Annotated in this window: 19 protein-coding genes; 16 read left to right on the plus strand and 3 right to left on the minus strand. The window is 69.8% G+C overall.

The window, feature by feature from the left end:
* Window positions 1–322: 322 nt before the first annotated feature.
* The gene (locus AB0C30_RS34605; protein ID WP_357952344.1) at window positions 323–856 is read left to right on the plus strand and encodes a hypothetical protein; all 534 of its coding nucleotides are present in this window, start codon (window positions 323–325) and stop codon (window positions 854–856) included.
* 75 nt (window positions 857–931) lie between these two features.
* Window positions 932–1,642, plus strand: coding sequence for a hypothetical protein (locus AB0C30_RS34610; protein WP_357952345.1), 711 nt, complete (start codon window positions 932–934; stop codon window positions 1,640–1,642).
* Window positions 1,643–2,020: 378 nt separating this feature from the next.
* On the opposite strand, the gene AB0C30_RS34615 is transcribed toward AB0C30_RS34610, so the two are convergent.
* On the minus strand, window positions 2,021–2,698 hold the full coding sequence (locus AB0C30_RS34615) for a GntR family transcriptional regulator (RefSeq protein ID WP_357952346.1): 678 nt from the start codon (window positions 2,696–2,698) through the stop codon (window positions 2,021–2,023).
* Window positions 2,699–2,795: 97 nt separating this feature from the next.
* On the opposite strand from AB0C30_RS34615, the gene AB0C30_RS34620 reads away from it, so the two are divergent.
* From AB0C30_RS34620 to AB0C30_RS34685, 14 genes are all read left to right on the plus strand, one after another.
* The gene (locus AB0C30_RS34620) at window positions 2,796–3,686 is read left to right on the plus strand and encodes an FAD binding domain-containing protein (RefSeq protein WP_357952347.1); all 891 of its coding nucleotides are present in this window, start codon (window positions 2,796–2,798) and stop codon (window positions 3,684–3,686) included.
* Window positions 3,687–3,734: 48 nt separating this feature from the next.
* Window positions 3,735–4,241 (plus strand): (2Fe-2S)-binding protein, encoded by a 507-nt coding sequence (locus AB0C30_RS34625; protein WP_357952348.1) that lies wholly within the window; start codon window positions 3,735–3,737, stop codon window positions 4,239–4,241.
* A 49-nt stretch (window positions 4,242–4,290) separates the two neighbouring features.
* The gene (locus tag AB0C30_RS34630) at window positions 4,291–5,763 is read left to right on the plus strand and encodes a molybdopterin cofactor-binding domain-containing protein (RefSeq protein WP_357952349.1); all 1,473 of its coding nucleotides are present in this window, start codon (window positions 4,291–4,293) and stop codon (window positions 5,761–5,763) included.
* Window positions 5,764–5,765: 2 nt separating this feature from the next.
* Window positions 5,766–6,785 (plus strand): molybdopterin cofactor-binding domain-containing protein, encoded by a 1,020-nt coding sequence (locus tag AB0C30_RS34635; protein WP_357952351.1) that lies wholly within the window; start codon window positions 5,766–5,768, stop codon window positions 6,783–6,785.
* Window positions 6,779–7,081 carry an EthD family reductase gene (locus AB0C30_RS34640; RefSeq protein ID WP_357952352.1) on the plus strand — a complete coding sequence of 101 codons (303 nt, stop codon included), beginning with the start codon at window positions 6,779–6,781 and terminating at the stop codon, window positions 7,079–7,081. Before AB0C30_RS34635 ends, AB0C30_RS34640 begins: the two co-directional genes overlap by 7 nt.
* Window positions 7,078–7,950: a MoxR family ATPase gene (locus AB0C30_RS34645; RefSeq protein ID WP_357952354.1), complete on the plus strand. Its 873-nt coding sequence runs from the start codon at window positions 7,078–7,080 to the stop codon at window positions 7,948–7,950. The genes AB0C30_RS34640 and AB0C30_RS34645 overlap by 4 nt, the downstream gene beginning before the upstream one ends.
* Window positions 7,943–9,112, plus strand: coding sequence for a VWA domain-containing protein (locus tag AB0C30_RS34650; protein WP_357952355.1), 1,170 nt, complete (start codon window positions 7,943–7,945; stop codon window positions 9,110–9,112). Before AB0C30_RS34645 ends, AB0C30_RS34650 begins: the two co-directional genes overlap by 8 nt.
* 18 nt (window positions 9,113–9,130) lie before the next feature.
* Window positions 9,131–10,042 (plus strand): amidohydrolase family protein, encoded by a 912-nt coding sequence (locus AB0C30_RS34655; protein WP_357952356.1) that lies wholly within the window; start codon window positions 9,131–9,133, stop codon window positions 10,040–10,042.
* Between the two features lie 75 nt (window positions 10,043–10,117).
* Window positions 10,118–11,791 (plus strand): protein kinase, encoded by a 1,674-nt coding sequence (locus AB0C30_RS34660; protein WP_357952357.1) that lies wholly within the window; start codon window positions 10,118–10,120, stop codon window positions 11,789–11,791.
* Between the two features lie 110 nt (window positions 11,792–11,901).
* The gene (locus AB0C30_RS34665) at window positions 11,902–13,737 is read left to right on the plus strand and encodes a glycoside hydrolase family 97 catalytic domain-containing protein (protein WP_357952358.1); all 1,836 of its coding nucleotides are present in this window, start codon (window positions 11,902–11,904) and stop codon (window positions 13,735–13,737) included.
* Window positions 13,738–13,972: 235 nt separating this feature from the next.
* On the plus strand, window positions 13,973–15,304 hold the full coding sequence (locus AB0C30_RS34670) for a BNR-4 repeat-containing protein (RefSeq protein ID WP_357952359.1): 1,332 nt from the start codon (window positions 13,973–13,975) through the stop codon (window positions 15,302–15,304).
* 186 nt (window positions 15,305–15,490) lie between these two features.
* Window positions 15,491–16,390, plus strand: coding sequence for a CHRD domain-containing protein (locus AB0C30_RS34675; protein ID WP_357952360.1), 900 nt, complete (start codon window positions 15,491–15,493; stop codon window positions 16,388–16,390).
* 322 nt (window positions 16,391–16,712) lie between these two features.
* A complete protein-coding gene (locus AB0C30_RS34680) occupies window positions 16,713–20,594 on the plus strand; it encodes a metallophosphoesterase (RefSeq protein ID WP_357952361.1) in 3,882 nt (1,293 codons plus the stop codon).
* Between the two features lie 58 nt (window positions 20,595–20,652).
* Window positions 20,653–21,786, plus strand: a complete 1,134-nt coding sequence (locus tag AB0C30_RS34685) for a HupE/UreJ family protein (protein ID WP_357952362.1) — start codon at window positions 20,653–20,655, stop codon at window positions 21,784–21,786.
* A gap of 27 nt (window positions 21,787–21,813) precedes the next feature.
* Here the strand turns inward: AB0C30_RS34685 and AB0C30_RS34690 are convergent, their stop codons facing one another.
* The gene (locus AB0C30_RS34690; protein WP_357952363.1) at window positions 21,814–22,725 is read right to left on the minus strand and encodes a LysR family transcriptional regulator; all 912 of its coding nucleotides are present in this window, start codon (window positions 22,723–22,725) and stop codon (window positions 21,814–21,816) included.
* A 47-nt stretch (window positions 22,726–22,772) separates the two neighbouring features.
* A complete protein-coding gene (locus AB0C30_RS34695) occupies window positions 22,773–23,294 on the minus strand; it encodes a MauE/DoxX family redox-associated membrane protein (protein WP_357952364.1) in 522 nt (173 codons plus the stop codon).
* Window positions 23,295–23,306 lie beyond the last annotated feature (12 nt).

Below are 23,306 nucleotides of genomic sequence, written 5' to 3' on the forward strand. Positions count from 1 at the left end.
ATCACCATTTGAAATGATCAGCGCCGTGGCGGGGCAGCTGGAGAGGTCAACAGGCTGGCTCCGGACTGCATCCAGTCATTGGCGATGTGGCGGGAGAAACCTCCGGCCGAAGGGAACCTCGATGGCCCGGCTCCTGTCTCGAAGGTCCAGGCGTCTCGTGATAGCGCTCGTGACGGCGGCATTGGCCATCGAGGGACTCTCGGCCTGCGGCTACTCACCGTCGCGCACTATCGATCCGTCCGATGGGAACGTGGCCAAGCGCAGGGATGCCGCCCGGCGTACTGTCGCGGCCCGGCTCGACCAGGCCAGACGCACCGCCGGCGTGACCAAGGAGATCAGCCGTCTGACCATCGACCGATGCAGGCGAGGTAACGACGACGCGATGAACACCGAGGACTTCCTGTCGATCTGCAGCCTCATCCAGCAACGGGCGTATGTCTGGGATGGAGAGGTGAACGGCTTCCTCGACCGGTTTCCCAAGTGCGACTACACCCCTATGAACAGGGACGACTGGCGAAAGCTGCGCGGGAAACCGGCCCCGGGAGATCCCGCGCGTACCTATGACGCCGGCGACCTGCCGGGTTTGGAGTGCGGCGCCGTGGAGATCGAATTCGCCACCTCCGCGACACCGCAGCGGGACCTGGAAACGCTGAAGCCAGGCGCCATCATCATGGATCCCGACTCCGGCATCGACGACCCCTATCACTGGGTCGTCGAGGGGAAGCCGTGGCTCGCCGATTGGCGCGAGGTCCGGCGCAAGAACCGATTCCTGGTGGCTATGTCAACGATCGAGGACTACGCCGTCGACCCGCGCTGGACTCGAAGTCCTCTGCCCATCCAATCCCATAGCCGGTGACTCGCTTCTCCGCCGGCTGAGTGGTCGAACCGCCCGCGCTTGCGAGTCCATGAGCATTGGCGGCAAGCTGGAGCGGTGGATTTAGGCATCATCAGTCTGGTCGTCTCGATCGCGATCGGCGTTCCACAGATCTACCTCGCATGGCAGCAGGTGCGCCTTTCCCGGAATCAGGCGGCACCCCGGCGGACACGCCGGGCCGAGAACGCGCCGCGTCCAACGTCGCCTGCGGCTGCCACGCGCACAGAGCCGGCGGCTTCCCCCGACTCCGCACAGCCACCCCACGACGCCCCCACCGAGCCGTCGCTCGCAGAGACCCATCAGCGCCACGATCAAGAGGCCCATCGCAGCCTCGATCCGCAGCCCCACTCGCGCCTGGATCCGCAGGTAGCGGAATCTCGCCCCACCCCTCCGCCACCGAACACCCCGTCCGAGGATGCCGTGTACGGTATCGTCCCTGGCCTGCTGGCCTACATCGCGCCGGCATCCCTGTGGATCGGGGGCTTCTTGGGCTTCTCCGCCGCCGGCTGGATCTTCGCATATGACGACCTGGCCGGGGATTACACGACCCCCATGGGGCGCGTGCGGCTGTCCGTCAGCCTCTGGTTCACGGTCGTGGCGCTCCTGATCACCAGTTCTTCGACCGGGTTCACCGCGTACGCGTGGCACCGCGAAAAGGCCGTCAACGACGACAATGAGGAACGCTTCAACCTGTACGTGGTGATGGCGGTGCTCGGCCCGACGCTCGCGCTGTGGCTCGTGATCGCCCGGCACGCCGTGATGTTCTGACCCCTGGCGACCTGAGGGGGTCTGCCGGAACGATCACGATCGAAGACGAGCCGGCCCCGTTTTGAAGGGCGGACCGCTGGGTTTAGGGCCTCCAGTTTTGCGCCCACTATTCGATGGTGTGCTTGCGGTTGAGCACGAAATCAGCGCGGAACGTGCCGCCGATCTTCGCATATCTGCGCACCCGCGCCCCAGCATCGGGCGGCGATCTGGAGCACGCCTTGGACTGCCAGCTACGGGTCGTCCAAGTCTTCGTCGGGGAATGAGAGTCGTGCCGGAGGTTTATCCATTTGCCGGCTCAGGAGGTGGCTTCCGCCGGGCGTGCCACCGACCATGAACTTGGCGGCAGCTGACCAGGGCGTAAGCGCGGGAGGTCGGTGGTCAGCCTGCGGCGGAGTCGCGGGTGCGGCCGTGGGCATCGTGCGGGAGGTCGGCGTAGTGCCACTGGTGGTCGCGGGCGTGCCGGCACGCGGTCTCCAGGTCGCCGTCCTCGATCGTGGCCAGCAGGTCGGCGTGGTCGCGGACGATGTCGTGCAGGTCGACCTCGGTGGCGACCATCGTGACCGAGGTGCGTGCCTCGATCTGCAGGCCTTCCCATGAGAGTTTGAGCAGCTCGTTGTGCGCGGCCTCGACGATGCGCCGGTGGAAGGACACGCTGGCCCGCGCCGACGCCTCGCCGTCACCGCTCTCGGCGGCGGCCCGCATCGCCGCCACGTCCTTACGCAGCGCCTCCACCGGCATGGTCCCGGCCAGCAGGGCGAGCCGGGTGGCCGTCTCCTCCAGCGCCGCCCGTACGACGTAGCTCTCGCGTAGCGTCTCCTGGACGAAGGGCCGGACGAAGGTGCCGCGGCGCGGCTGGGTCTCCACCAGTCGCATCACCTCAAGCTCGCGCAGCGCCTCGCGTACGGGCGCCTGACTGGTGCCGTAGGTCGCCGCGAGCCGGGTCTCCACCAGCCGCTCGCCGGGCCTGAACTGGCCGGACACGATCCTGCCGACCAGCGAGTCACGGATCTGCCGGGCCAGCGTGAGACGCGGCAGCTTGGAGGGCTCATCAGCCATGGAGTGATCCTACCGATTATCGATAGCCGTCTTGACTGAGGATACCTCGATAATCAATTATCGATAATTACACGCCGAGGGCTGGGAGGGCCGCGACATGGTGATCCAGGCGGTGCATATGCCGGAGTCCGCCGAGGCCGTGGTCGCCTGCTCGGCACGGGGTGGCTGGATCATGGGTGGCGGTACCGTCGTGATGCCGCTGGTCAACAGCGGGGCCGCGCCCGCGACCGAGCTGGTCAGCCTGCGCCGGGCGGGGCTGGACGGCGTCGAGGTACGCGACGGGGTGGCCAGGATCGGGGCGGCGGCCACCCTCGCCGCCGTCGGCGAGCATCCCGGGCTCGCCTTCCTGCGCCCCGCGCTGCGGACGATCGCCTCTCCGACCATCCGCAACCAGGCCACCGTGGGTGGCAACCTGTTCGTCGCGCAGCCGTACGGCGACCTGGCCGTGTGCCTGCTCGCCCTCGACGCGACCTGCGAGATCGCCGGGCCGGACGGCCGGCGCGACGTGCCGGTGGCCGACGTGCTGGGCTCCGGGGTCGGCTCGGGTGAGGTCGTCGTGGCGGTACGGGCCACGGTGCCCGAACCGGGCACCTGGTACTACCACAAGGCCATGCGCCGCCGCCTCAACTCGGCGGCGATCGTGACCGTCGCCTCTGTGACCCGTACCGCCGACGGCGCGGTCACCGGCGATGGCGTGGTGACCTCCGACGGCCTGGTCGCCTCCGACGCTGTGGTCACCTCCGATCGCGTGGTCACCTCCGCCACGATCGCGCTTGGCGGTGTCGCCCCGCGTCCGGTGCGCGCGGTGTCGGCCGAGCGGCTGCTGCGGGGGCGTCCGCTGACCCACGAGGTCCTCACCGAGGCGGGTGAGGCGGCCGCCCGTGGTGACATCGACCCCTTCGATGACGCTTACGCCAGTGCGTGGTACCGGAGGCGGGTGCTGCCCGTGCATCTGCGGCGCGCGTTCATCCCTCCCGTGGTGCGGTGACCGCGATGGTTCCCGGGTGGTTCGTGACACGACAGAAAGAGGTGGACCGTGCCGTCACAGATCGTCTCGCTCGTCGTCAACGGTGAGCAGCGGGAGTTCATCGCCGCGCCAGGGGCCACGCTGCTCGCGAGTCTGCGTGAGTCGCTGGGCCTCACCGCGGCCAAGCGCGGCTGTTCGCAGGGCGCCTGCGGTACCTGCACCGTCCTGGTCGACGGTCAGCCCGAGGTGGCCTGCCTGGTCGCGGTGGAGACCGTCGCCGGCCGCGAGGTCCGCACGCTGGAGGGGGTTGCCACCGGTGGTGAGCTGGACGAGGTGCAGAGCGCCTTCGTCGACTGCTTCGCCACTCAGTGCGGCTTCTGTACGGCCGGCATGATCATGGTCGCCGAGGCGCTGCTCGAACGGGATCCCGACCCGAGCGAGGAGGACGTCGTGGAGGCGATCTCGGGCAACGTCTGCCGGTGCACCGGATACCGGCCCATCGTGATCGCCATCCTGGAGGCGGCCAGGCGTCGGCGCGCCCAGCCCCAGCAAAAGGAGGAGGTGGTGGCGCGATGACCTATCGGCCCGCCCCTACCGAGACGAGCACGGAGGAGGCGGCGGCGCGATGACGGACCGGCTCGCCCCCACAGACCGGCTTGCCCCCGCGTACCGGCTCGCTCCCATTGACACCAGCACGTTCGCCGACGAGCGGGCCGCCGCGCGCACCGAGGTGGACGGTGGCGGCGATTTCACCGTGATCGGCTCGGTGGTCCAGCGGTCCGACGCGCGCGGCCATGTCACCGGCCGTACCGAGTTCTTCGAGGACGTGGCCCCGGCGCGGCTCGCCCACCTCAAGATGCACCGCTCCGACCGGCATCACGCCAGGATCCTGGACGTGGACCTGACCGAGGCCCTGGCCGTGCCCGGTGTCCTGCGGATCCTCACCCACGCCGACATCCCGAACAACCTCTACACCCCGCTCAAACTGATCGGCGTCGGACCCGATGACGAGCCCATCCTGGCCGTGGACAAGGTGCGCTACCTCGGCGAGCCCATCTGTGCCGTGGTCGCCGAGACCGAGGCGGCCGCGCTGGAGGGTGCGGCCAGGATCAGGGTCGCCTACGAGGACCTGCCGCCGGTCTTCGACGTCGAGGAGGCGTTGAAGGAGGGCGCGCCGCTGGTCAACGAGTACCACGGGCAGAACCACTTCATTTACGAGGGCCACCACTGCCGGCGGATCCGGTTCGGTGACGTGGAGGCGGCGTTCGCGCGGGCCGATCACGTCTTCGAGTGGCGCTACCAGTCCGCGCCGATCGAGCAGGCTCCCACCGAGACCACCGGGTGCGTCGTGGTCCCGCAGGCCGACGGGCGGCTGCGCATCCACTCCGACACCCAGGCGTGCTTCTTCACCCTGGACAACACCGCGCTGATCCTGGAGACGCCGTTCAACAAGTTACGCATCGTCGGCGGTACGGTCGGCGGCGGCTTCGGCGGCAAGGTGGACGTGGTGGTCGAGCCGGTCGCGTGCGTGGCCGCGATGGCGGCCGACCGGCCGGTCAAGTTCGTGTACGACCGGGCCGAGGAGATGCAGGTCTCCTCGCCGCGCGCGGCCGAGCGCATCTACATCAAGGACGCGGTGATGGCCGACGGCCGGATCATCGGCCGCAAGGTCACGCTGTACGTCGACGCCGGCGCGTACGCCCGCCACACCCCGTACGGCACCACCAAGGCTGCCGCCCACCTGCCCGGCCCCTACTCGATCCCGAACGTGTGGGCCGACTGCCATTGCGTCTTCACCAACCGCACGCCCTCCAGCGCCATGCGCGGGTTCGGCGTGACCATCGCCGACTTCGCGCTGGAGTCGCAGATGGACCGGATCGCCCGCGCGCTGGACCTGGACCCGCTGCGGCTGCGCCTGCTCAACGCCTACCGCGACGGGGACATCAAGGCCCACCGCAAGGTCGCCGAGGGTACGGCCCTGGTCGAGGTGATCCAGAAGGCGGCGGAGATGGCCGGGCACGAGCTGCCCGAGGCGTACCGCCGCATGTCCTCCACGACCCGAGACACGACCCGAGACACGACCCGAGAGGGGCTGTAGCGATGGCGAAGCTGCGCGGGCGCGGGTACGCGTCGGTCAACTACCCGACCGGTATGAACCTGGGCGGTGACCCCTCGCAGGCGCTGATCCATGCCACGACCACGGGCACGTTCGTGATCTCGCTGTCCTCGGTGGACCTGGGCCAGGGCATCAAGACGATCGCCGCCCAGTGCGCCGCCGAGACGCTCGGCCTGCCGATCGAGAACGTCCTCGTCGACACCGCCGACACCGACACCGGCCCGCACTGCATGGGTACCTTCGCCAGCCGCGGCACCCACCGCGTCGGCAACGCCGTCATCATGGCCGCCGCCGAGGCGCGCGGCGTGATGCTGGAGGTCGCCGCCGAGGAACTGGAGGTCGACGCCGCCGACCTGGAGACCGACGGCACCGGCTTCATCCGGCTCAAGGGCGCGGAGGAGAAGCGCATCCACATCACCGACCTGGCGCTGGCCGCGCACTTCAAGCACGGGCGGACGATCTCCGGCCGCGGCATCTACCTCAAGGAACCGAGCACGCCGGTGCCCGAGACGGGGGAGATGGATCCCGACTCCTGCCAGGCGCACGCGTGTACGGCCGCCGTCGTCGAGGTCGACGACGAGACCGGGGTGGTCGAGGTGCTGGAGCTGTACAACGCGTACGAGATCGGCCGGGCGCTCAACCCGGCCATGGCGACGCAGCAGGTGGAGGGCGGGGCCTGGATGGGCGTGTCACACGCCCTGTTCGAGACCACCGAGCCCTATTACCCGTCGCGCGACCACGGGCCGCGCGACTTCGCCGGGTACCTGATGCCCGGCCCCGCCGACATTCCCGTACAGCACAGCCTGTTCCTCGAGCGCCCGGCCGGAAACGGCCCGTACGGCGCGAAGGGGATCGGCGAGATGACGGCGAACGCCCCGATCCCGGCCATCGCCAACGCGATCTTCGACGCCTCCGGAGTGCGCCTGGAGTCGATGCCGTTCACCCCCGAACGCGTCCTGCGCGGGCTCGACGCCCTGCGCCTGAAAGTGGAGGAATCATGCTGAAAGTAGTCTCCCTGCTCAAGCGGGCCGAGGGCCTGTCCCATGAGGAGTTCGCCAAGTGGGTGGTGGAGGACCACGTCGAGTTCGCCAAGAGGCTGCCCGGCCTGCGCAAGTACACGGTCAGCGTCACCACCGGAGACGGCGGGGCGTACGACTCGGTGAACGAGCTGTACTTCGACGACGAGGACGCCCGCGCCGCCGCGTTCGGCTCCGAGAACGGCAAGGCGGCCGCGGCCGACGCCGCCGCGCACACCTCCCAGCGCGTCCACCTGTTGACCACCGAGCACGCCCAGTTGTGACCGCCGCCGGGCTCTGGCGCGAGCCCGAGCTGGCCGCCGCGCTGGAGGGGGCGGGCTACTTCGCCGACGAGGGGCTGTGCACGGCCATCCACCTGGCGTTGCGGCTGGGCCGGCCGCTCCTGCTGGAGGGCGAGCCGGGCGTCGGCAAGACCGAGGTCGCCGCGGTGCTCTCTCGCGTCACCGGCCTGGACCTGATCCGCCTGCAGTGCTTCGAGGGGCTGGACTCCGGCCAGGCGCTGTACGAGTGGGACTACCCCAAGCAACTCCTCCAGGTCCGGGTGGCCGAGAGCCGTGGCCAGGACGTCGGCGACCTGTACAGAGAGGAGTTCCTGCTGCGCCGGCCGCTGCTGCGCGCCGTACAGGCCGAGCGGGGCGCGGTGCTGCTGATCGACGAGATCGACCGGGCCGACAGCGAGTTCGAGGCGTTCCTGCTGGAGTTCCTGGGCGACTTCCAGATCACGATCCCGGAGCTGGGCACGGTACGGGCGCGCACGCCGCCGATCGTGGTGCTGACCTCCAACCGCACGCGCGAGCTGCACGACGCGCTCAAGCGGCGCTGCCTCTACCACTGGATCGCCTTCCCCGAGCCGGACCGCGAGCGGGCGATCCTGCGCGCGTCCGTCCCCGGGCTCGAGGAGCGGGCGGCGGAAGGGCTCGTACGGGCGGTGCAGCGCGTACGCCGGCTGCCGCTGCTCAAGCGGCCCGGCATCGCCGAGTCGGTGGAGTGGGCACGAGGCGCCCTGGCGCTGGCCGACGGCGGCAGCCCGTGGCCCGTGGCGCTGCGCCGGGCACTCGGCCTGCTGATCAAGGACGAGGAGGACACGCGGCTGCTCTTCGCGCACGCGGAGGAGGTGTTCGACGATGCCTGACCTGACCCCCGCCGCAGACCATCTCTGGGGGTTTCTCACCGCGTTGCGCGGCGCGGGCGTGCCCGCCGCGCCGACCAAGCGCGCGGACCTGCTGCGGTCGATCGCCGAGTCCCCGCCGCCCGACCTGACCACGCTCTACTGGTACGCCCGGATCACCCTGCTCCAGGACGTGGGCGACCTGCCCGCCTTCGACCGGGTCTTCGACGCCTGGTTCCGGCAGGGCGAACCCGGCGAGCAAGGCCCGCCGCCCGAAGGCGACGACGGCGAGGCGCCGTCCCCCGGTGGACCCGGCGAGGACGACCCGCCACGTGAGGTACGGCCGGGCGACGGCATCGAGGCCAGCACCCTGAGCACCTACGGCACGCGCGAGTTCGGCCGGACCGGCGAACAGCGGTACGCGCTCATGCGCACGCTCGAAGCCGCCTGGCCCGCCGTACTGCCCGCCACGCCGTCACGGCGGCGCCGCCCGGCCCGGTCGGGGGACCGGCTGGACGTGCGGCACGCGTGGCGGCGCGCCCATCGCCACGACGGGGAGATCATCGAGCTGCGCCGCCTGGCCCGCCCGCCGCGTCCGCGCCGCCTGCTGATCCTGGTGGACGTCTCCGGCTCACTGCGGCTGCACACCCCGGACCTGCTCCGCGTCGCGCACACCGCGCTGCGCGCGGCGCCGGCCCGTACGGAGGTGTTCACCTTCGGCACCCGGCTCACCCGGATCACCGCCGCGCTGTCGCACCCGCACGCCGATCAGGCGCTGCGGGCCGTGTCGGGGCTGGTCACGGACGCGGACGGCGGTACGGCGATCGGCGCGGCGCTGGCGCGTTTCCTGGGCAACCCGCGCTTCGCGGCGCTGGCCCGGGGCGCGCTCGTGATCGTGCTGTCCGACGGGCTCGAACGCGGCGACTGCGTCCCCATGGTGCGCGCCACGGCCCGTCTGTCGCGGCTCGGCCACCGGCTCGTCTGGTGGTCCCCGCTGGCCTGCTCGCCGACCTACCGCCCCGCCACGCGCGCCATGGCCGCCCAGCTCCCGAGTCTGGACCACCTCGGCGGCGTACGCGATCTGCCCACCGCATTGGAGGAGGTACGCCACCTCCCCGCCGTCCTGTCCGGCCCCCGCCACACTGCGGCGCGGCGCTGGTCCACCCCACGACCCATGGGAGCGTAAGTTTTGGACGGATTAGTTTTGGCCGGAATCGTGGACGCGCACCACCACATCTGGCGGGCCGCCGACCTGCCCTGGCTCCAGGGGGAGATGGTGCCGCGCATCTTCGGCCCGTACGAGCCGATTCGCCGCGACTACCCCGCTTCCGAGTACGTCGGGGAGGCCACCGCCTGCGGCATCACCTCGGCGGTCTACGTCCAGGCCAACTGGGCGCTCGGCCGTTCTGTGGACGAGGTGCGGTGGCTGCGTGACGTACACGCCGAGACCGGCTGGCCCACCGCCGTGGTGGGTTCGGCAGACCTGTTCGACGAGGGCGCGGCCGACGTGCTGCGCCGTCAGGCCGCCGTGACCTCGCTCGTGCGCGGCACTCGGCTGCAACTGCACTGGCACGAACGGCCGGAGTTCCGCTTCGCCGCCGCCCCCGACCGCATGAAGGATCCCGTCTTCCGGCGCAACATCGGCGTGCTCGCCGACCTGGGCTGGCTGTTCGAGCTGCAGGTGTTCCCCGCCCAGATGGCCGATGCCGCGGCCCTCGTGTCTGACTTCCCGGACGTGACGTTCGTGCTGGTCCACGCCGGTATGCCGGTGAGCGCCGAGCCGCCGGCCGTCGCGGAGTGGACCCGTGGTCTGAGGCTGCTGGCCGAGCGGCCCAATGTCGTGGTGAAGCTCACCGGCCAGGGCACCTTCGTGCACCGGGTGGACCGGTCGCTGATCGAGCGGGTGGCGGCCACGTGCCTGGAGCTGTTCGGCTCCGGGCGGTGCATGTGGGGCAGCAACTTCCCGATCGAGAAGCTCTGGACCGACCTGCCCACCCTGCTCTCTACCTGGCAGGACGTGCTCTCGGAGCGATCCGCCGAGGAGATCCGGGACGTGTTCGCCGCGACGGCCACCCGCGTCTACCGCCTTCATGAGCCGCTGGTGGAGATCGCGTAACGTGCCTGAAAATCGGGATCTATCCCGTTAAGGTGCATGGGGTCCGTTCCGGCCGTCACAGGAGTCACTCCACTCATGCCGAATGCCGAACCGCTGCGCCCCGGCGACCCCGAGGTGATCGCGGCCTACCGGATCGTCGGGCGTCTCGGTGAGGGCGGCCAGGGCATCGTCTACCTGGGTCAGGCCCCGGACGGGCGGCCGGTGGCCGTCAAGGTGCTGCGGCAGTCGGTCGGCGGCGACGACCGCTTCGCCAAGGAGATCGCCGCGGCCCGGCGCGTGGAGCCGTTCTGCATCGCCCAGGTGCTCGACGCGTCGATGGGCGGCCGTCCGTACATCGTCAGCGAGTACGTCGAAGGTCCCTCCCTGCAACAGGCGGGCCGCCATAGCGGCGGCGACCTGCAGCGCCTGGCGGTCAGCACGGCCACCGCGCTGGTCGCCATCCACCAGGCAGGCATCGTGCACCGCGACTTCAAGCCCGCCAACGTGCTGCTCGGCCGCGACGGGCCACGCGTCGTCGACTTCGGCCTCGCCCGCGTCGCCGACTCCGCCGTCACCGTCACCAGCAGCGTCGTCGGGACGCCCGCGTACATGGCCCCCGAGCAGTTGGCGGGCGCGTACGTCGGCCCGGCGGCGGACGTCTTCGCCTGGGCTTCGGTCATGGTGTACGCGGCGACGGGCACGCCGCCGTTCGGCGAGGATTCGCTGCCCGCGGTCATCAACCGCATCCTGAGCCAGGAGCCCTTCCTGGGCGACCTGCCGGAGCCGCTGCGTTCGGTCGTGTACACCTGCCTGGCCAAGGATCCGGCCGCCCGCCCACAGATGCAGGACGTCCTGCTACGCCTGCTCGGCGGTGCCAACAGCGCGGGGAACCAGCACCTGCCGCCAGCGCCTCAGCACGCCCCGCCTGGCCCTGGGCACATTCCGCCCGGTCCGGGGTACGCCCCGCCAGGCCCTGGGTACGCCCCACCCGCTCCGGGGCACGTTCCGGCAGTTGGCGGTCAGCGTCCCGCGCGGCCGCGTCGTCGCTTTCCGCTGGTCGCGGGCGTCTCCGGAGTGGTAGCCGTGTGTCTGGCGGCCGGCGTCGTCGTCTGGAAAGGCCCGCTGAACGGGGGCGCCGCTCTATCGGCTCTGGCCGCGAACTCCAGCGAGCCGTCCCCCTCTGCCACCACGACCAAGCACAAAAAGACCGCCGCGCCCAAGAAGACGCAGACCTCGCCGATCACTCCCAAGCCCACGCACTCGCGCTCCACCCCCAAGCCCACGCACTCGCCCTCCACCCCCGAGCCGTCGCAGGAGCGCACCCCCGTCCGCTCTACCCCCAAGAACACGCCCAAGAACACGCCGAGGCCTACGAACACACCCACGAACAGGGCGACGAAGAAACCGACGACAACCCGACCGTCGCCGACCGCGACCAAGAAGACCAAGGCCGCCTCCTTCAGCCTCGCCTACGTGCGGGTCGCCGGCTCGTCGAAGATCAACGATGAGGGGATCACCTGCTACAGGGGCTCGTTGGGCTTCGGCATCGGCATTGACTCCTCCGAGATGGGCGCCCCGTTCTCCTACCAGTGGCTCGTCGACGGTCAGGTGATCGAGAGCGGCTCCAGGCGGATCCCGTCCTACGGCCGAAGCGACTATTTCGGGTCGAAGAAGCAGATCACCCCCGAGCTCGGTACCAAGCACACGGTCGTCTTCCGGCTCACCTCGCCGACACAGCGCACCAAGTCGACCTCGTGGACCATGTGCTGACCCACAGCCCTCAAAGGCGCAGCGACGTCACCGCTGGACAATTCAATTCTTGAGGAAGTTAATTACCAGTACAATCGGTTGCACACCCCAGCCCTCTCGGGAGGCACCAGTTGCACTGGGTCATCACCGGCACACTGCTGGCCGGATTGCTCACCGTTCCCACCACCCCCACCGACACCTGGACCGTCAAGGCCCCCACAGGCGGGCCCGTCGCCACCGTCCACCTCGACACGCAGGGCCGCCCGTCCGTAGCCGTGTCGCGAGACGGCGCGACCGTACTCGAACCCAGCCCGCTCGGCGTCACCACGGAACAGGCCGACCTCACCACCGGCCTGAGTCTGACCGGCCGTTCCGGCCGCGTGGTCGTCGAGAAGTACACCACCACGGCCGGCAAGCGCCTCAATCGCCTGTCCGTGATGAACGAGACCCGCTTCCGCTTCACGCGTGGAGATGCCAAGCTCGACCTGGTCGTCAGGGCCGCCCGCGACGGCGTCGCCTACCGCTACGAACTGCCCGGCGCGGGCGCCGTCCTCAGCGAGGCGTCGGCGTTCGCCGTCCCCGCCGGGTCCACCGCCTGGCTGGCCGGTCACCGCCGCGACTACGAGAACCCGTTCATCCAGTACGCCGACGTCCCCCCGGCCGAATACCAGATGCCCGCCCTGTTCGGAGTGGGCCAGAACTACCTCCTGCTGGCCGAGTCGGCGCTGAACGGCTCCTACACGGGTCCCCGCCTGGTAAGCGACCAGGGCACCTACAAGATCGCCCTCTGGGACGCGCGGGTCCCCTACGAACACGGCCTGACCACGCCCTGGCGGGTCATGGTCACGGGCGACCTCGCGACCGTCACCGAGTCCACCCTCGTCGACGATCTCGCGCCCGGATCCCAGGTCGCCGACACCTCGTGGATCAAGCCGGGCAAGGTGCTGTGGAGCTGGCTGGCCGGTGGCCGGAGCGTGCAGCAGAGCCTTGAGCAGCAGAAGGAGTTCGTCGACTACGCCGCGCAACACCGCTGGCCGTACGTGCTGGTGGACGCCGGCTGGTACGACGATCCGGTCACCGGCGAGCGGGCCTGGACGGATCGGACGGCCGAATTCACCTGGATACCCGAGCTCGTCGAGTACGGAAAGGCGCGCGGCGTCGGCATCATGACCTGGCTGCGATTCTCCGACTTCGACACCCACGACAAGCGCGTTCAGCGCTTCGGATTGCTGCGTCAATGGGGCGTCAAGGGTGTCAAGCTGGACTTCATCGACTCCGAGGCGCAGGAGCGGCTGCAGTGGTACGACGGGACGCTGCGCGATCTGGCCGACAACCAGCTCATGGTCAACTTCCACGGCTCGACCGTGCCCAAGGGGATCAACCGCACGTGGCCCCAGGTCATGAGCATGGAAGGCGTGCATGGCGCGGAGAAGTCGTCGAACCTGACCACCAGCCACCTGGCGGCCCTGCCGTACACGAGGAACGAGATCGGCTCGATGGACTACACGCCGATGGCCTTCCAGCGCCCCAGCCGGCCCACTTCCGACGCGCATGAGCTGGCGCTGTCGGTGGTGTTCGAGTCGGGGCTGGAGAATCTGGCCGGGTCGCTGGAGGCGTACCGGGCGCGGCCCGAGGCGGAGCGCTTCCTCGACCAGGTGCCCACGGTGTGGGACGAGACGCGGCTGCTGTCCGGCAAGCCGGCCGACCACACGGTGATGGCCCGGCGTAGCGGCGACCGCTGGTTCATCGGCGCCGGAGTCTCCGGGGCGGCCCGGACGCTGCAGGTGCCGACGGGCTTCCTGCGGGGCCGGTGGCTGGTCGAGGTGACCGGCGACGGTGCCGACGGGCTCGTCCGTGAGACGCACGTGGTGCAGGGCGGCACACTGCCGGTGGAGGTCAAGGCGGAGGGCGGGTTCGCCGCCATCGCCTGCCGCTGGCGCCCCGGCTTGACGACCTGCGCCCGCTGAGGCTGAGGAACAGCACGGGCACCCCGGCCGATGTGCCCGTTGGGGAAACAGCGGCCAGGGACGCGGGCGCCCAAGCTCGCGTCCCTGGCCGACCATGAACCCGGCTTCAGCAACCCGGCAAGCGGTTGCAGACGCCAGAAACTCGGATCTTTACAGGGCCTTGACCGTACTCCACGCCAGAAATACCGTCATTGGTGCCTAACACCTCCGATCTATTCACGATGAGGGGCACCCTATGGATCGGCGAGACCTGCTGAAGGCCGGGGGCGTCCTGGCCGGGAGCGCACTGCTGGCCGGCGGCTTACCCGGACCGGCGTCGGCGGCACGGGCGGTGACTTTCCGGGTCATGACGGCCGCGACCGGCGTGGCGGCGAGGACCGACCGGCGGCCCGTCGCGGGGGGAGTCCACGATCCGAAGGCGGGGACGACGTTCGTCTCCTGGGGCGGGACGAACGAGGACAGCTACGTCCAGGCGTTCCGCCACGGCCGCTGGTCGGCGCCGCTGAAGATCATCGACGGGCGGGGCGACTCCCACAACTACCCGACCATGGTGCAGGCCGACGATGGGCATCTCGTGGTGGTCGTCGGGATGCACAACGGCGAGACCGTGGTCGCCAGGTCCCCGCAGCCGCACACCATCGACGGCGAGTGGAGCTCCCGGGTCGTCGCGGAGGGCGCGGCGGCCAGCTATCCGATGCCGTTCAAGGCGGCCAACGGGCACCTGTTCGTGTTCTTCCGGGAGACCACCCGGACCGTGGATCCGAGCGCGCCGACGGACAACCGGCCGATGCTGTTCATGAGGTCCACCGACCACGGGGTCACCTGGCAGAGCTCCAAGCAGCTCACTGGCCTGCCGTACGTGCTCGGCTCGACCGACAGGGCGGACAACCTCAACGAGATCTACGTCGGGCAGCTGAGGTACCAGCGGTGGCCCGAGCGCGTGCACCTGGTGTGGACGCTGGCCGGTGGCGGTCCGGACCAGCACCGGCACGACTACTACCACAAGGACATCCACTACGCCTGGTTCGACCCCAACGCGCTGACCTTCCACGCCGCCGACGGCACCGACCTCGGGCCGCAGCTGACCAACGACGAGATGGAGGGGCCCTGCAAGGTGGCGGTGACGCCACTTGAGCGCCCGGCCGACGTCGTCTCGCCCGACTACATCCAGCTGGTCGGCTGGCTGCGGAACGGCCGGCCGTTCGTGGTCTGGTTCACCAGGGACGACGCCCTCGGATTCCACGACTTCGCCTCGGTGTGGACGCCACGCGGCTGGCAGACCAGCGAGGTGGCCACCGGGCTGCGAACGAGGGAGATGGAGCAGATCGGGCCGGACACGTGGCGGGTCTACACGACGGTAGACGGGCAGTCCGGCATCGCGACCCATCGGCTGGAGCACGGCCGGCGGTGGACGCCCGAGACCGTGATCCCCACTCCCAAGCCGGTCCAGCGGATCGAGCTCATCACCCGCTTCCGTGACCCGGCCAGGATCCTGGCCACCGGAGCGTCGAGCGCCCGCGAGGTCACCGTGGCCGACGGCGACGTCTACGTGGCGGGCCAGGACTGAGCCGGCCGTCCGGGCGGGGGCGGAGCCGGTCGTCCAGGCGGGCGCGGCTCGGCGCCATGTTTCCTCAGGTCAGCACCACTGCGATGCCACCTTTTCCGCATATCACCGAGAATGCGCATTTATCCGCAGTTGAACCCCACAAGGGAGGCAGCCGTACCAGGCCGAGAGAGAACGGAAAGGGTAATCATGAACATGCGCACCCTCATTGTCCCCGGCCTTGCTGCCTCCCTCGTACTGATCGCCACTTCGCTCAACCCGATTTCCGCACAAGCGACCACCCCCGTTTACCTGGCCGCGTCGCTCAAAGGCGCGAACGAAGTGCCCGCCCAGGGCATGAAGGTAGGTGACGCGGACGGAAGCGCGCTCGCCGTGTTCCGCATCCATGGCAACCGGGTCGACTACGCCGTCCGGTGGAGCAAAGTAGACGCGCCCAGCGGGTTCCACATCCACCGCGGCGAGGCGGGTGAGAACGGCGACGTCAGGGTCCCGTTCTTCGTCGAGGCGCTGCCCAACACGTTCCACGCCGTCAAGGGCACGGTCCAGGTGCAGGACGGCGCTCTGCTCAGCCGCATCGTCAGCCATCCCGGCAAGTGGTACGCCAACCTGCACAACGCCGAGTTCGGCGGCGGCGCCGTACGGGCCCAGCTGTACCGGATCCGCCCGGTGGAGCTGGAGTCGGTGCTGTCGCACGGGTTCGGCGCCACGCTCACCACACGGGCCGACGGGCGCCAGGAGATACCGGCACCCGGCATGAAGGTCGGCGACCGCGACGGGCGCGCCGGTTGGCTGGTCCAGCCGGAGGGCAACCGGGTGTGGTTCGCCGCCGCGTGGGCGGGGGTCGGGCCACCGGTCGGTGCGCACATCCACCGCGCCCCGAAGGGCAAGAACGGGCCGGTGGTCGTGCCCTTCTTCGCCGCCGAGAAGGGCCTGCCCGCCAGCGTCAACGGCATCGCCGGCAGCACGACCACCTCTACAGCGGTGGCCCGCCGCATCTGGAAGAAGCCCAAGAACTGGTACGCGAACCTGCACACCGCCGCGTTCCCGGGCGGCGCGGTACGCGGCCAGCTCTACAAGGGCGACTGGTAAGCCGCCCCGCCTCTACAAGGCAAGGCTCACGCGCCGTCCGAGCACGGCGCGTGAGCCTTTGAGAAGCGGTTGATCGACCAGGTCATGGCCGATGGCGGCGGCAGCGAGCACGCACAGTTCTTCTTCCCGTCAGCCTCTCTATGCACAACGTTCACACGTGCCCTCCAACGTGTCCGCTCGAGGGCAACCGGCTTGGCCGGTTGCCCGTGCGTGCATGCAAGTGAAGGGACTGCGCCTGATGCGGCCAGCAGCAAGACATTTATTCGACGGCGTACGGAGCCGGGGGCGCCTGGCCGCCGTCGGCACGGCCGTGGCGCTACTCGTGAGCAGCCTCGTGACAGCGGCGTACGCCGACCCGGGCCCGGCGGAAACGGACCGAGGACGGCCCACCCCGACGCCGACCACTTCCCAGAGCCCTCCGACGCTCACTCCCATCAGCGGGTCCTACCTCGAGGGCAAGGTGAAGGTCGCCGCGACCCCGGTCGCGGCCGGAGACAGCGTCACGAAACTCGCCATCGACGGCGCCGCCGTCAACGCCACCAAGACCGTGGGCGTCTCCAAACTCCGCTTCGACGTGGGCTCCAACTCCACGGAGGCGCAGTACCACAGCTACATCCTCGTCAACGGCGCGCACCGCAGCGACATCGGCGACTACGTGAACGAACGAGCCACCATCGACATCCCCAACGAGCAGCTCGTCAAGGGCGAGAACACCGTTGAGATCGTCGTCGGCACCGTCCAGTCCTCCTGCGGCACCAACTACGACGACTTCGTGCTGTCCGACGTGGGCCTCGAACTGCTCGGCGAGGTCGCGGACGGCGAGGACAACCCGTACACCCTGTCCTTCGGCGACGGCAGCTGCGGCACGAACACCTCGCTGCTGAAGCGGGCCACGCTCAAGTTCTTCGTCCAGGCCGACCCGCAGGGCACCACCGGTCTCGCGGCGGAGGTGGACACGACGACGCTGGCCAACGGCGAGCACGCCATCACCGCCACGACCGCGGCCGGGGCGAGCGTCAAGAACACGGTGACCGTGAACAACGCCCCGGCCGGCGCGCCGCGGCTGATGCCCACGGACGGCACGCTCGTGGCGGGCACCAAGCCGGTCTTCGCGAACGTCCCGGCCACCGGCGAGGGCGGCGTCAAGTCGCTCACCGTCGACGGCGCCGAGCCCGTCACGAAGGCCACGCTCGGCAACGGCGCCGCGAAGCTCAGTTTCGACGTGGGCGCGGACTCGATCGACGACAAGTACGACAACTTCCTGCTCGTCAACGGCAAGCGCGTCGACCTGGGCGGCTCCTGGGTGAACCAGCGGGTGACCGTCGCGGTCCCGGCCAGGTTCCTGGTCCCGGGCGACAACACGATCAAGCTCGTCACCGGGGACTACAAGGAGACCTGCGGCAACGGCCGCGACGACTTCACGATCACCAACCTGGACCTCGCCCTGGACGGCGCCACCGTGAAGGGCCAGGACATCAAGTCGTCGTACGAGATGGGTGACGGCACCTGCGGCAGCAACCAGAGCGCCCTGCGCGAGGCCGAGCTGTGCTACACGATCGACGCCCCGGCGGTGCACGTCATCGAGACGCTCGGCTCGGGCGACGCGACGCTCAGCTTCAACGTGGGCACCAACTCGATCGAGGCGCGCTACCAGAACTACCTGCTCGTCAACGGTCAGAAGGTCGTGCTCGACGGCGACTTCGTCAGCCGCCGCGTCGATTTCACGATCCCGAACGAGTTCCTGGTGCCCGGCTGGAACACCATCGACTTCGTGGCCGGCACCTTCCCGACCTCGTGCGGCAGCAACCGCGACGACTTCGCGATCTCGAACATCGCCCTCACCCCGGTGGGCGGCACGGCGACCGGCCAGATGGTCAAGACCTCGTACGGCATGGGCGACGGCAACTGCGGCGACAACGTGAACCCGCTGACCGAGATCGACCTGGAGTTCCTCGTGGACGCCCAGGCCCGCGGCCTGCGCGCCGACCTCGACACCAAGGCCATCAAGGACGGCAAGCACACGCTGGAGGCCACCTCGGCCGCGGGCAAGGCCGCCACGCGCCTGCTGGTCACGGACAACTCGGCGCCGAAGGTCGCCAAGAGCGTCCCGGCCGCGAACGAGAAGATCACCGCCTCGGTGATCCTGGACGTCAAGCTCGAGGACGCCTCGGCCGTCGTGTCCGGGCCGGACGTCAAGCTCGACGGCCGGCCGATCGAACTGGGCGCCAAGGTGGGGCCCGGTCTTCGAGCCGGCAAGCACACGCTGGCCGTGACCGGCGCCGACGGCCTCGGCAACACCGCGGTCCGCGAGGTCGTCTTCGAGTCCGCGGGCATCCCGGACGTCCCCGCCGAGCTGACCCCGGCGCTGGGAAGTGTCGACGTGTCGGATCCGGTCAAGCTCTCGGCGAAGGTCGCCGAGCCCGATGGCGGCCGGTTGACGGCTACGTTCTCGGAGGCCAAGATCCTGGCGCCGGACCAGGCGTACCAGGGCACGACCCAGACCCTTCCCACGACCCTGCAGGTTCCGGGTGAGAAGCGCGTCAGGACGGACGGGCTCGACCCGGCCGACGGCAAGACACTGGACGCGCCCACCGGCCAGGACGTCACGTATCAGCGGTTCGACGTCCAGGTCGAGGGGCACGTGGACTCGCCGGTCCTGCGGTGGGAGGGCGTCATCGACCCCGAGCGCCTGGTCGCGCTGCGGGTGTGGAACACCAAGGACAAGGCGTGGGACCTGCTGACGAGCGCCCGCGGCGCCGCCACGGGCAAGACCGCACTCACGGCCGTGGTCGACACCAAGTACATCGACAAGCGGCAGGTCCACGTCATGGTGACCGGTGAGGACCCGTTCGCCGACGACATCGAGCCCGGCGACCCCAACGGCTTCGCCGACCCCGCCACCTACGACTTCTCGATGGTCCACTTCACCGACACCCAGTACATCTCCGAGGGCGCGGTCGAACAGGAGACGCCCGAGGAGCGCGCGGTGTGGGAGCGCGCCTACTCCGGCATCGTCGACTGGATCAAGGCGAACAAGGACCAGCGCAAGATCTCGTACGTCGCGCACACCGGCGACATCATCGAGAACAACATCCGCAAGCCCGCCGACGAGGCCACGCAGAAGCAGGTCGTGGGCGAGTTCGAGGTGTCGTCGAAGCAGCAGCGCGTGCTGGACGAGGCGAACATCCCCAACGGCGTGATCGCCGGCAACCACGACAACCAGTCCGGCACCGAGGAGGGACCGGAGGCCATCTACAACAAGTACTACGGCCCCAACCGGTACCAGGACGCCTCCCAGGGCTGGCAGCACGCCAAGTACGGCGGGCCGTGGAAGGAGGGCGACAACCAGAACCACTACGACCTGTTCTCCGCCGGTGGGCTGGACTTCGTCGTGGTCGGCCTGTCGTACGGCGTGACGAGGGACGAGGCCGAATGGGCCGACTCCATCTTCAAGAAGTTCCCGGGCCGCAACGGCATCCTGCTCTCCCACGACTACCTCGTGCCGAGCACCAACCCCGACGGGCGCGGCGCCGGATTCTCCGCGCCCGACGGCTCGATGCTGTACAAGACCGTGGTCGAGAAGAACCCGAACGTCTTCCTGATCCTCGCCGGTCACGAGCACGGCGTGGGCACCAACGTGAAGCCGAAGGTGGGCCAGGTCGGCAACGGCGTCGTCGAGCTGCTGGCGGACTACCAGTTCTACACGGTCTCGGCCGACCGTCTCGGGCTCACCGAGATCGGCGGGTACAAGCCGGACGACCAGCTCCAGTTCGGCGCGAGCTTCTTCCGGCTGCTGTCGTTCAACGTCAAGCGGGCGGAGCTGAGCGTGGACACCTACTCGCCGCTGCTCAACGACTTCGGCGCCACCGAGTTCGATCCGCTGCGCCGCTACAACGGCAAGGAGGACAACATGGTGCTGCCAGTCGATCTCACCTCCCGTACGACGAGCTTCCAGACCGACTCCCTGGCGCTCTACAAGCCCAGTCGGATCATCGGCAAGAGCACGGTGACGTCGGGCGAGGTGGCCTCGGTCACCTGGGACCGGCTCAAGGACGACACGGCCTACGCCTGGTTCGTAACGGCACGTTCGGCAGGCGGCGGTGTGACCGCCTCCGAGCCGAGCGTCTTCGTCACGAAGGACAAGGACGGCCGTCCGGGCAAGTGGGGACCTGACTCGCCCCTGTACCACTGGTTCAACCGCTGATCCAGCCGCCGCCCCGGACCTGGTCCGGGGCGGCATCCCCCTCTTGGAGACACGAGACATGCCCCATATGCGGCGGTTGGCCACGCTCGTCCTCGCCGTCGTCCTCGGTGGCGTGCTGGCCGGCCTGGCGCGTCCCGCCCCGGCGGCGGCGCACGACGTCACGACGACCGCCCAGGCCGAGGTGACCGGCACGGGGACGAACGTCAAAGTCGTGCTCGACCTCGAGTACGACCTGCTCATGAAGTCGGCCTGGCTCTACGCGGAGGCGTACGAGGCGAAGGAACGGGCCGAGCAGCTCCGCCAGCTCACGATCAACCGCGACGCCGTGACCACGTACGTCACGCGCCGCTTCGACGTGGCGTACGACGACAAACCATGCGCGCCCACGCAGGTGGGCGCGGCGGACATACGCCTGCGCGACAAAGTGGCCTTCGCCGTGCTGACCTACGCCTACGCCTGCCAGGGCGACGGCGGGGGAGCGCACGCGATCTCCAGCGCGCTGTTCCCCGACGCCGAGAGCTTCGTCCACAGTACGAAGACCATCGTCCGCTACGACGTCGACGGCGAGAAGGGCTCGGCCGTCCTGGCCGCGCAGAACCCGACGCTGCGGGTCGGCGAGCATCCGGCGCCGAACCAGATCGGCGAGTTCTTCCTGCTCGGCGCCGAGCACCTGCTGTTCGGCCTGGACCACGTCCTCTTCCTGCTCGCGCTGCTCATCGGCGCGCGCCGCCTGCGGGACGTCGTCATCACGGCCTCCGCCTTCACCGCCGCCCACAGCATCACGTTCCTGCTGGCGGCGATGGGGGTCGTGGACGTTCCCGGCCAGATCGTCGAGCCGATCATCGCGGGCTCGATCATCGTCGTGGCCCTCGCCAACCTCCTGGGCCGGGGCGAGGACCGGCTGGGCAGATGGCGGCTGCCCATCGTGTTCGCCTTCGGGCTGGTGCACGGGCTCGGCTTCGCGGGCGCGCTGGACATCGACCAGAGCGGATCGTGGGAGTTGCTCCTGTCGCTGCTGAGCTTCAACCTCGGCATCGAGGCCGCGCAGCTCGCGATCATCGCGGTGCTCTTTCCGCTGCTGGTGCTGCTGCGCCGCACGCCCGCCGCCCGCTGGGGGGTGGTCGCGCTGTCGGTCCCCATCGTGGCGGTCAGCCTGTACTGGTTCGTCGATCGCATCCCGCTGCCGCTCTGACCGGGCACCGGCCCGGCCGAGGTCCGGTCAGAGGATGGTGAGCGGGTCGGCGGCGCGTTCGCGCAGGGCGGTGATGACGCTCGCGAGCGGGCCGCCGCGATCCGTCGCGCCCGCGGGCCAGACCACGCCGAGCCGGAAGTGCAGGTCCGGGTCGTCCAGCGGCACGAGGACGAGCCCGGACTCGGTCAGGACGCGGCCCGCGATCGTGTTGGGCGTTATCAGGGACAGAGCGCGCGAGTGGGTGATGTGCGCGGCGATCTGTACGACGTCACTGTGCGGCATCTCCCGGATCCGGGTGACCCCGCCCTCGCGCAGATGGTCGCGCAACCCCTTCATCACCAGCGGGTGCACCTTGAACGAGGTGAGCAGCATCTGCCGGTCGGCCAGGTCGCGGAGCGTGAGCCGGGCCCGGCCGGCCAGCGGGTCGTCGGCCCGCATGGCGATGGCGAAGCTGTATTCGGCGAGGGCCAGGCTGTCGAGGCCGGGGGCGTCCACAGGCAGGTGGACGACAGCGATGTCCAGCCGGTGCGCCGCCAGCAGGGCGAGCAGCCCCGCCGACGGCTCCAGGCTCACCGGCAGCTCGATCCCGGGACTCACCCGCGCGAACGTCTCCAGCACCAGATCCAGGACCTGGGTGGGGGCGAGCGGCGTGGCCCCCACCCGCACGGCCGGGGCGACGACGGCGGGCCCGGCCGCGAGGTCCGCCAGCGCGTCGAAGCGGGCCAGCACGTCGCGGGCCGGCTCCAGGAACGCCCGCCCGAAGGCGGTCAGCTCGACCTGGTGGTAGCCCCGGTCGAACAGATCCTTGCCGAGCTCCTTCTCCAGCTCCCGGATGCGGCGGCTGAGCGGGGACGACGTCACGTGCAGCCGTTCGGCGGCGCGCCCGAAGTGGAGCTCCCCGGCCACGGCCACGAAGTAACGGAGCTGCTGGATGTCCATCTCGCTCAGAGTAGCGACGGACCCCGGCGATCAATCACCCGCACTGATCACGACGGCGCCAGCAACGAGACGAGATCGTCCCATCGGGCGAACAGCAGCCCCAGAACAGCGCCGAAGACGCCGACCACCACGCTGAGCGCCGGGTCGAAGGAACCGCTCACCAGCGACCCCGCCAGCCCGAGCAGGGCGATCACGACGAGCACGACGTTGCGCACCACGTGTTCTACGCCCAACGGCGTCTGGGTGGGGCCGAAGCAGCGGCAGGCCACCTTGTTGCCCCTCCGGACGACCAGCGCGACGGCGACGGCCAGACACCCGAGCAGCCCGGCCGCGAGGACGAACGACGCCGATCCGGCCCAGCGAAGGGGAACCGCGGCCAGCACGATGACCCCGCCCTCCGCCACCACCGTGGCGACCGCCGCCGGGACCTTCACGCCGCCGACCAGCCCCATCGCGCCGACCGACACGACGAACTCGTCCCAGGCCCGGCGGCTGGAGACCTTGCCCACCAGCGCGAGCGTGAACATCGTGAGCAGCAGCAGTCTGCTCGCCACGTCGACGTACTGCATGATCACAAGGTA

The sequence above is a fragment of the Nonomuraea sp. NPDC048901 genome (assembly GCF_040649695.1).
Classification (GTDB): domain Bacteria; phylum Actinomycetota; class Actinomycetes; order Streptosporangiales; family Streptosporangiaceae; genus Nonomuraea.

Bases quoted from the DNA above. Each gene is read 5' to 3' on its own strand.
- AB0C30_RS34615 (WP_357952346.1), bottom strand. From the start codon at position 2,698: ATGGCTGATGAGCCCTCCAAGCTGCCGCGTCTCACGCTGGCCCGGCAG.
- AB0C30_RS34620 (WP_357952347.1), top strand. From the start codon at position 2,796: ATGGTGATCCAGGCGGTGCATATGCCGGAGTCCGCCGAGGCCGTGGTC.
- AB0C30_RS34630 (WP_357952349.1), top strand. From the start codon at position 4,291: ATGACGGACCGGCTCGCCCCCACAGACCGGCTTGCCCCCGCGTACCGG.
- AB0C30_RS34635 (WP_357952351.1), top strand. From the start codon at position 5,766: ATGGCGAAGCTGCGCGGGCGCGGGTACGCGTCGGTCAACTACCCGACC.
- AB0C30_RS34640 (WP_357952352.1), top strand. From the start codon at position 6,779: ATGCTGAAAGTAGTCTCCCTGCTCAAGCGGGCCGAGGGCCTGTCCCAT.
- AB0C30_RS34650 (WP_357952355.1), top strand. From the start codon at position 7,943: ATGCCTGACCTGACCCCCGCCGCAGACCATCTCTGGGGGTTTCTCACC.
- AB0C30_RS34660 (WP_357952357.1), top strand. From the start codon at position 10,118: ATGCCGAATGCCGAACCGCTGCGCCCCGGCGACCCCGAGGTGATCGCG.
- AB0C30_RS34670 (WP_357952359.1), top strand. From the start codon at position 13,973: ATGGATCGGCGAGACCTGCTGAAGGCCGGGGGCGTCCTGGCCGGGAGC.
- AB0C30_RS34675 (WP_357952360.1), top strand. From the start codon at position 15,491: ATGAACATGCGCACCCTCATTGTCCCCGGCCTTGCTGCCTCCCTCGTA.
- AB0C30_RS34685 (WP_357952362.1), top strand. From the start codon at position 20,653: ATGCCCCATATGCGGCGGTTGGCCACGCTCGTCCTCGCCGTCGTCCTC.
- AB0C30_RS34690 (WP_357952363.1), bottom strand. From the start codon at position 22,725: ATGGACATCCAGCAGCTCCGTTACTTCGTGGCCGTGGCCGGGGAGCTC.
- AB0C30_RS34695 (WP_357952364.1), bottom strand. From the start codon at position 23,294: ATGCAGTACGTCGACGTGGCGAGCAGACTGCTGCTGCTCACGATGTTC.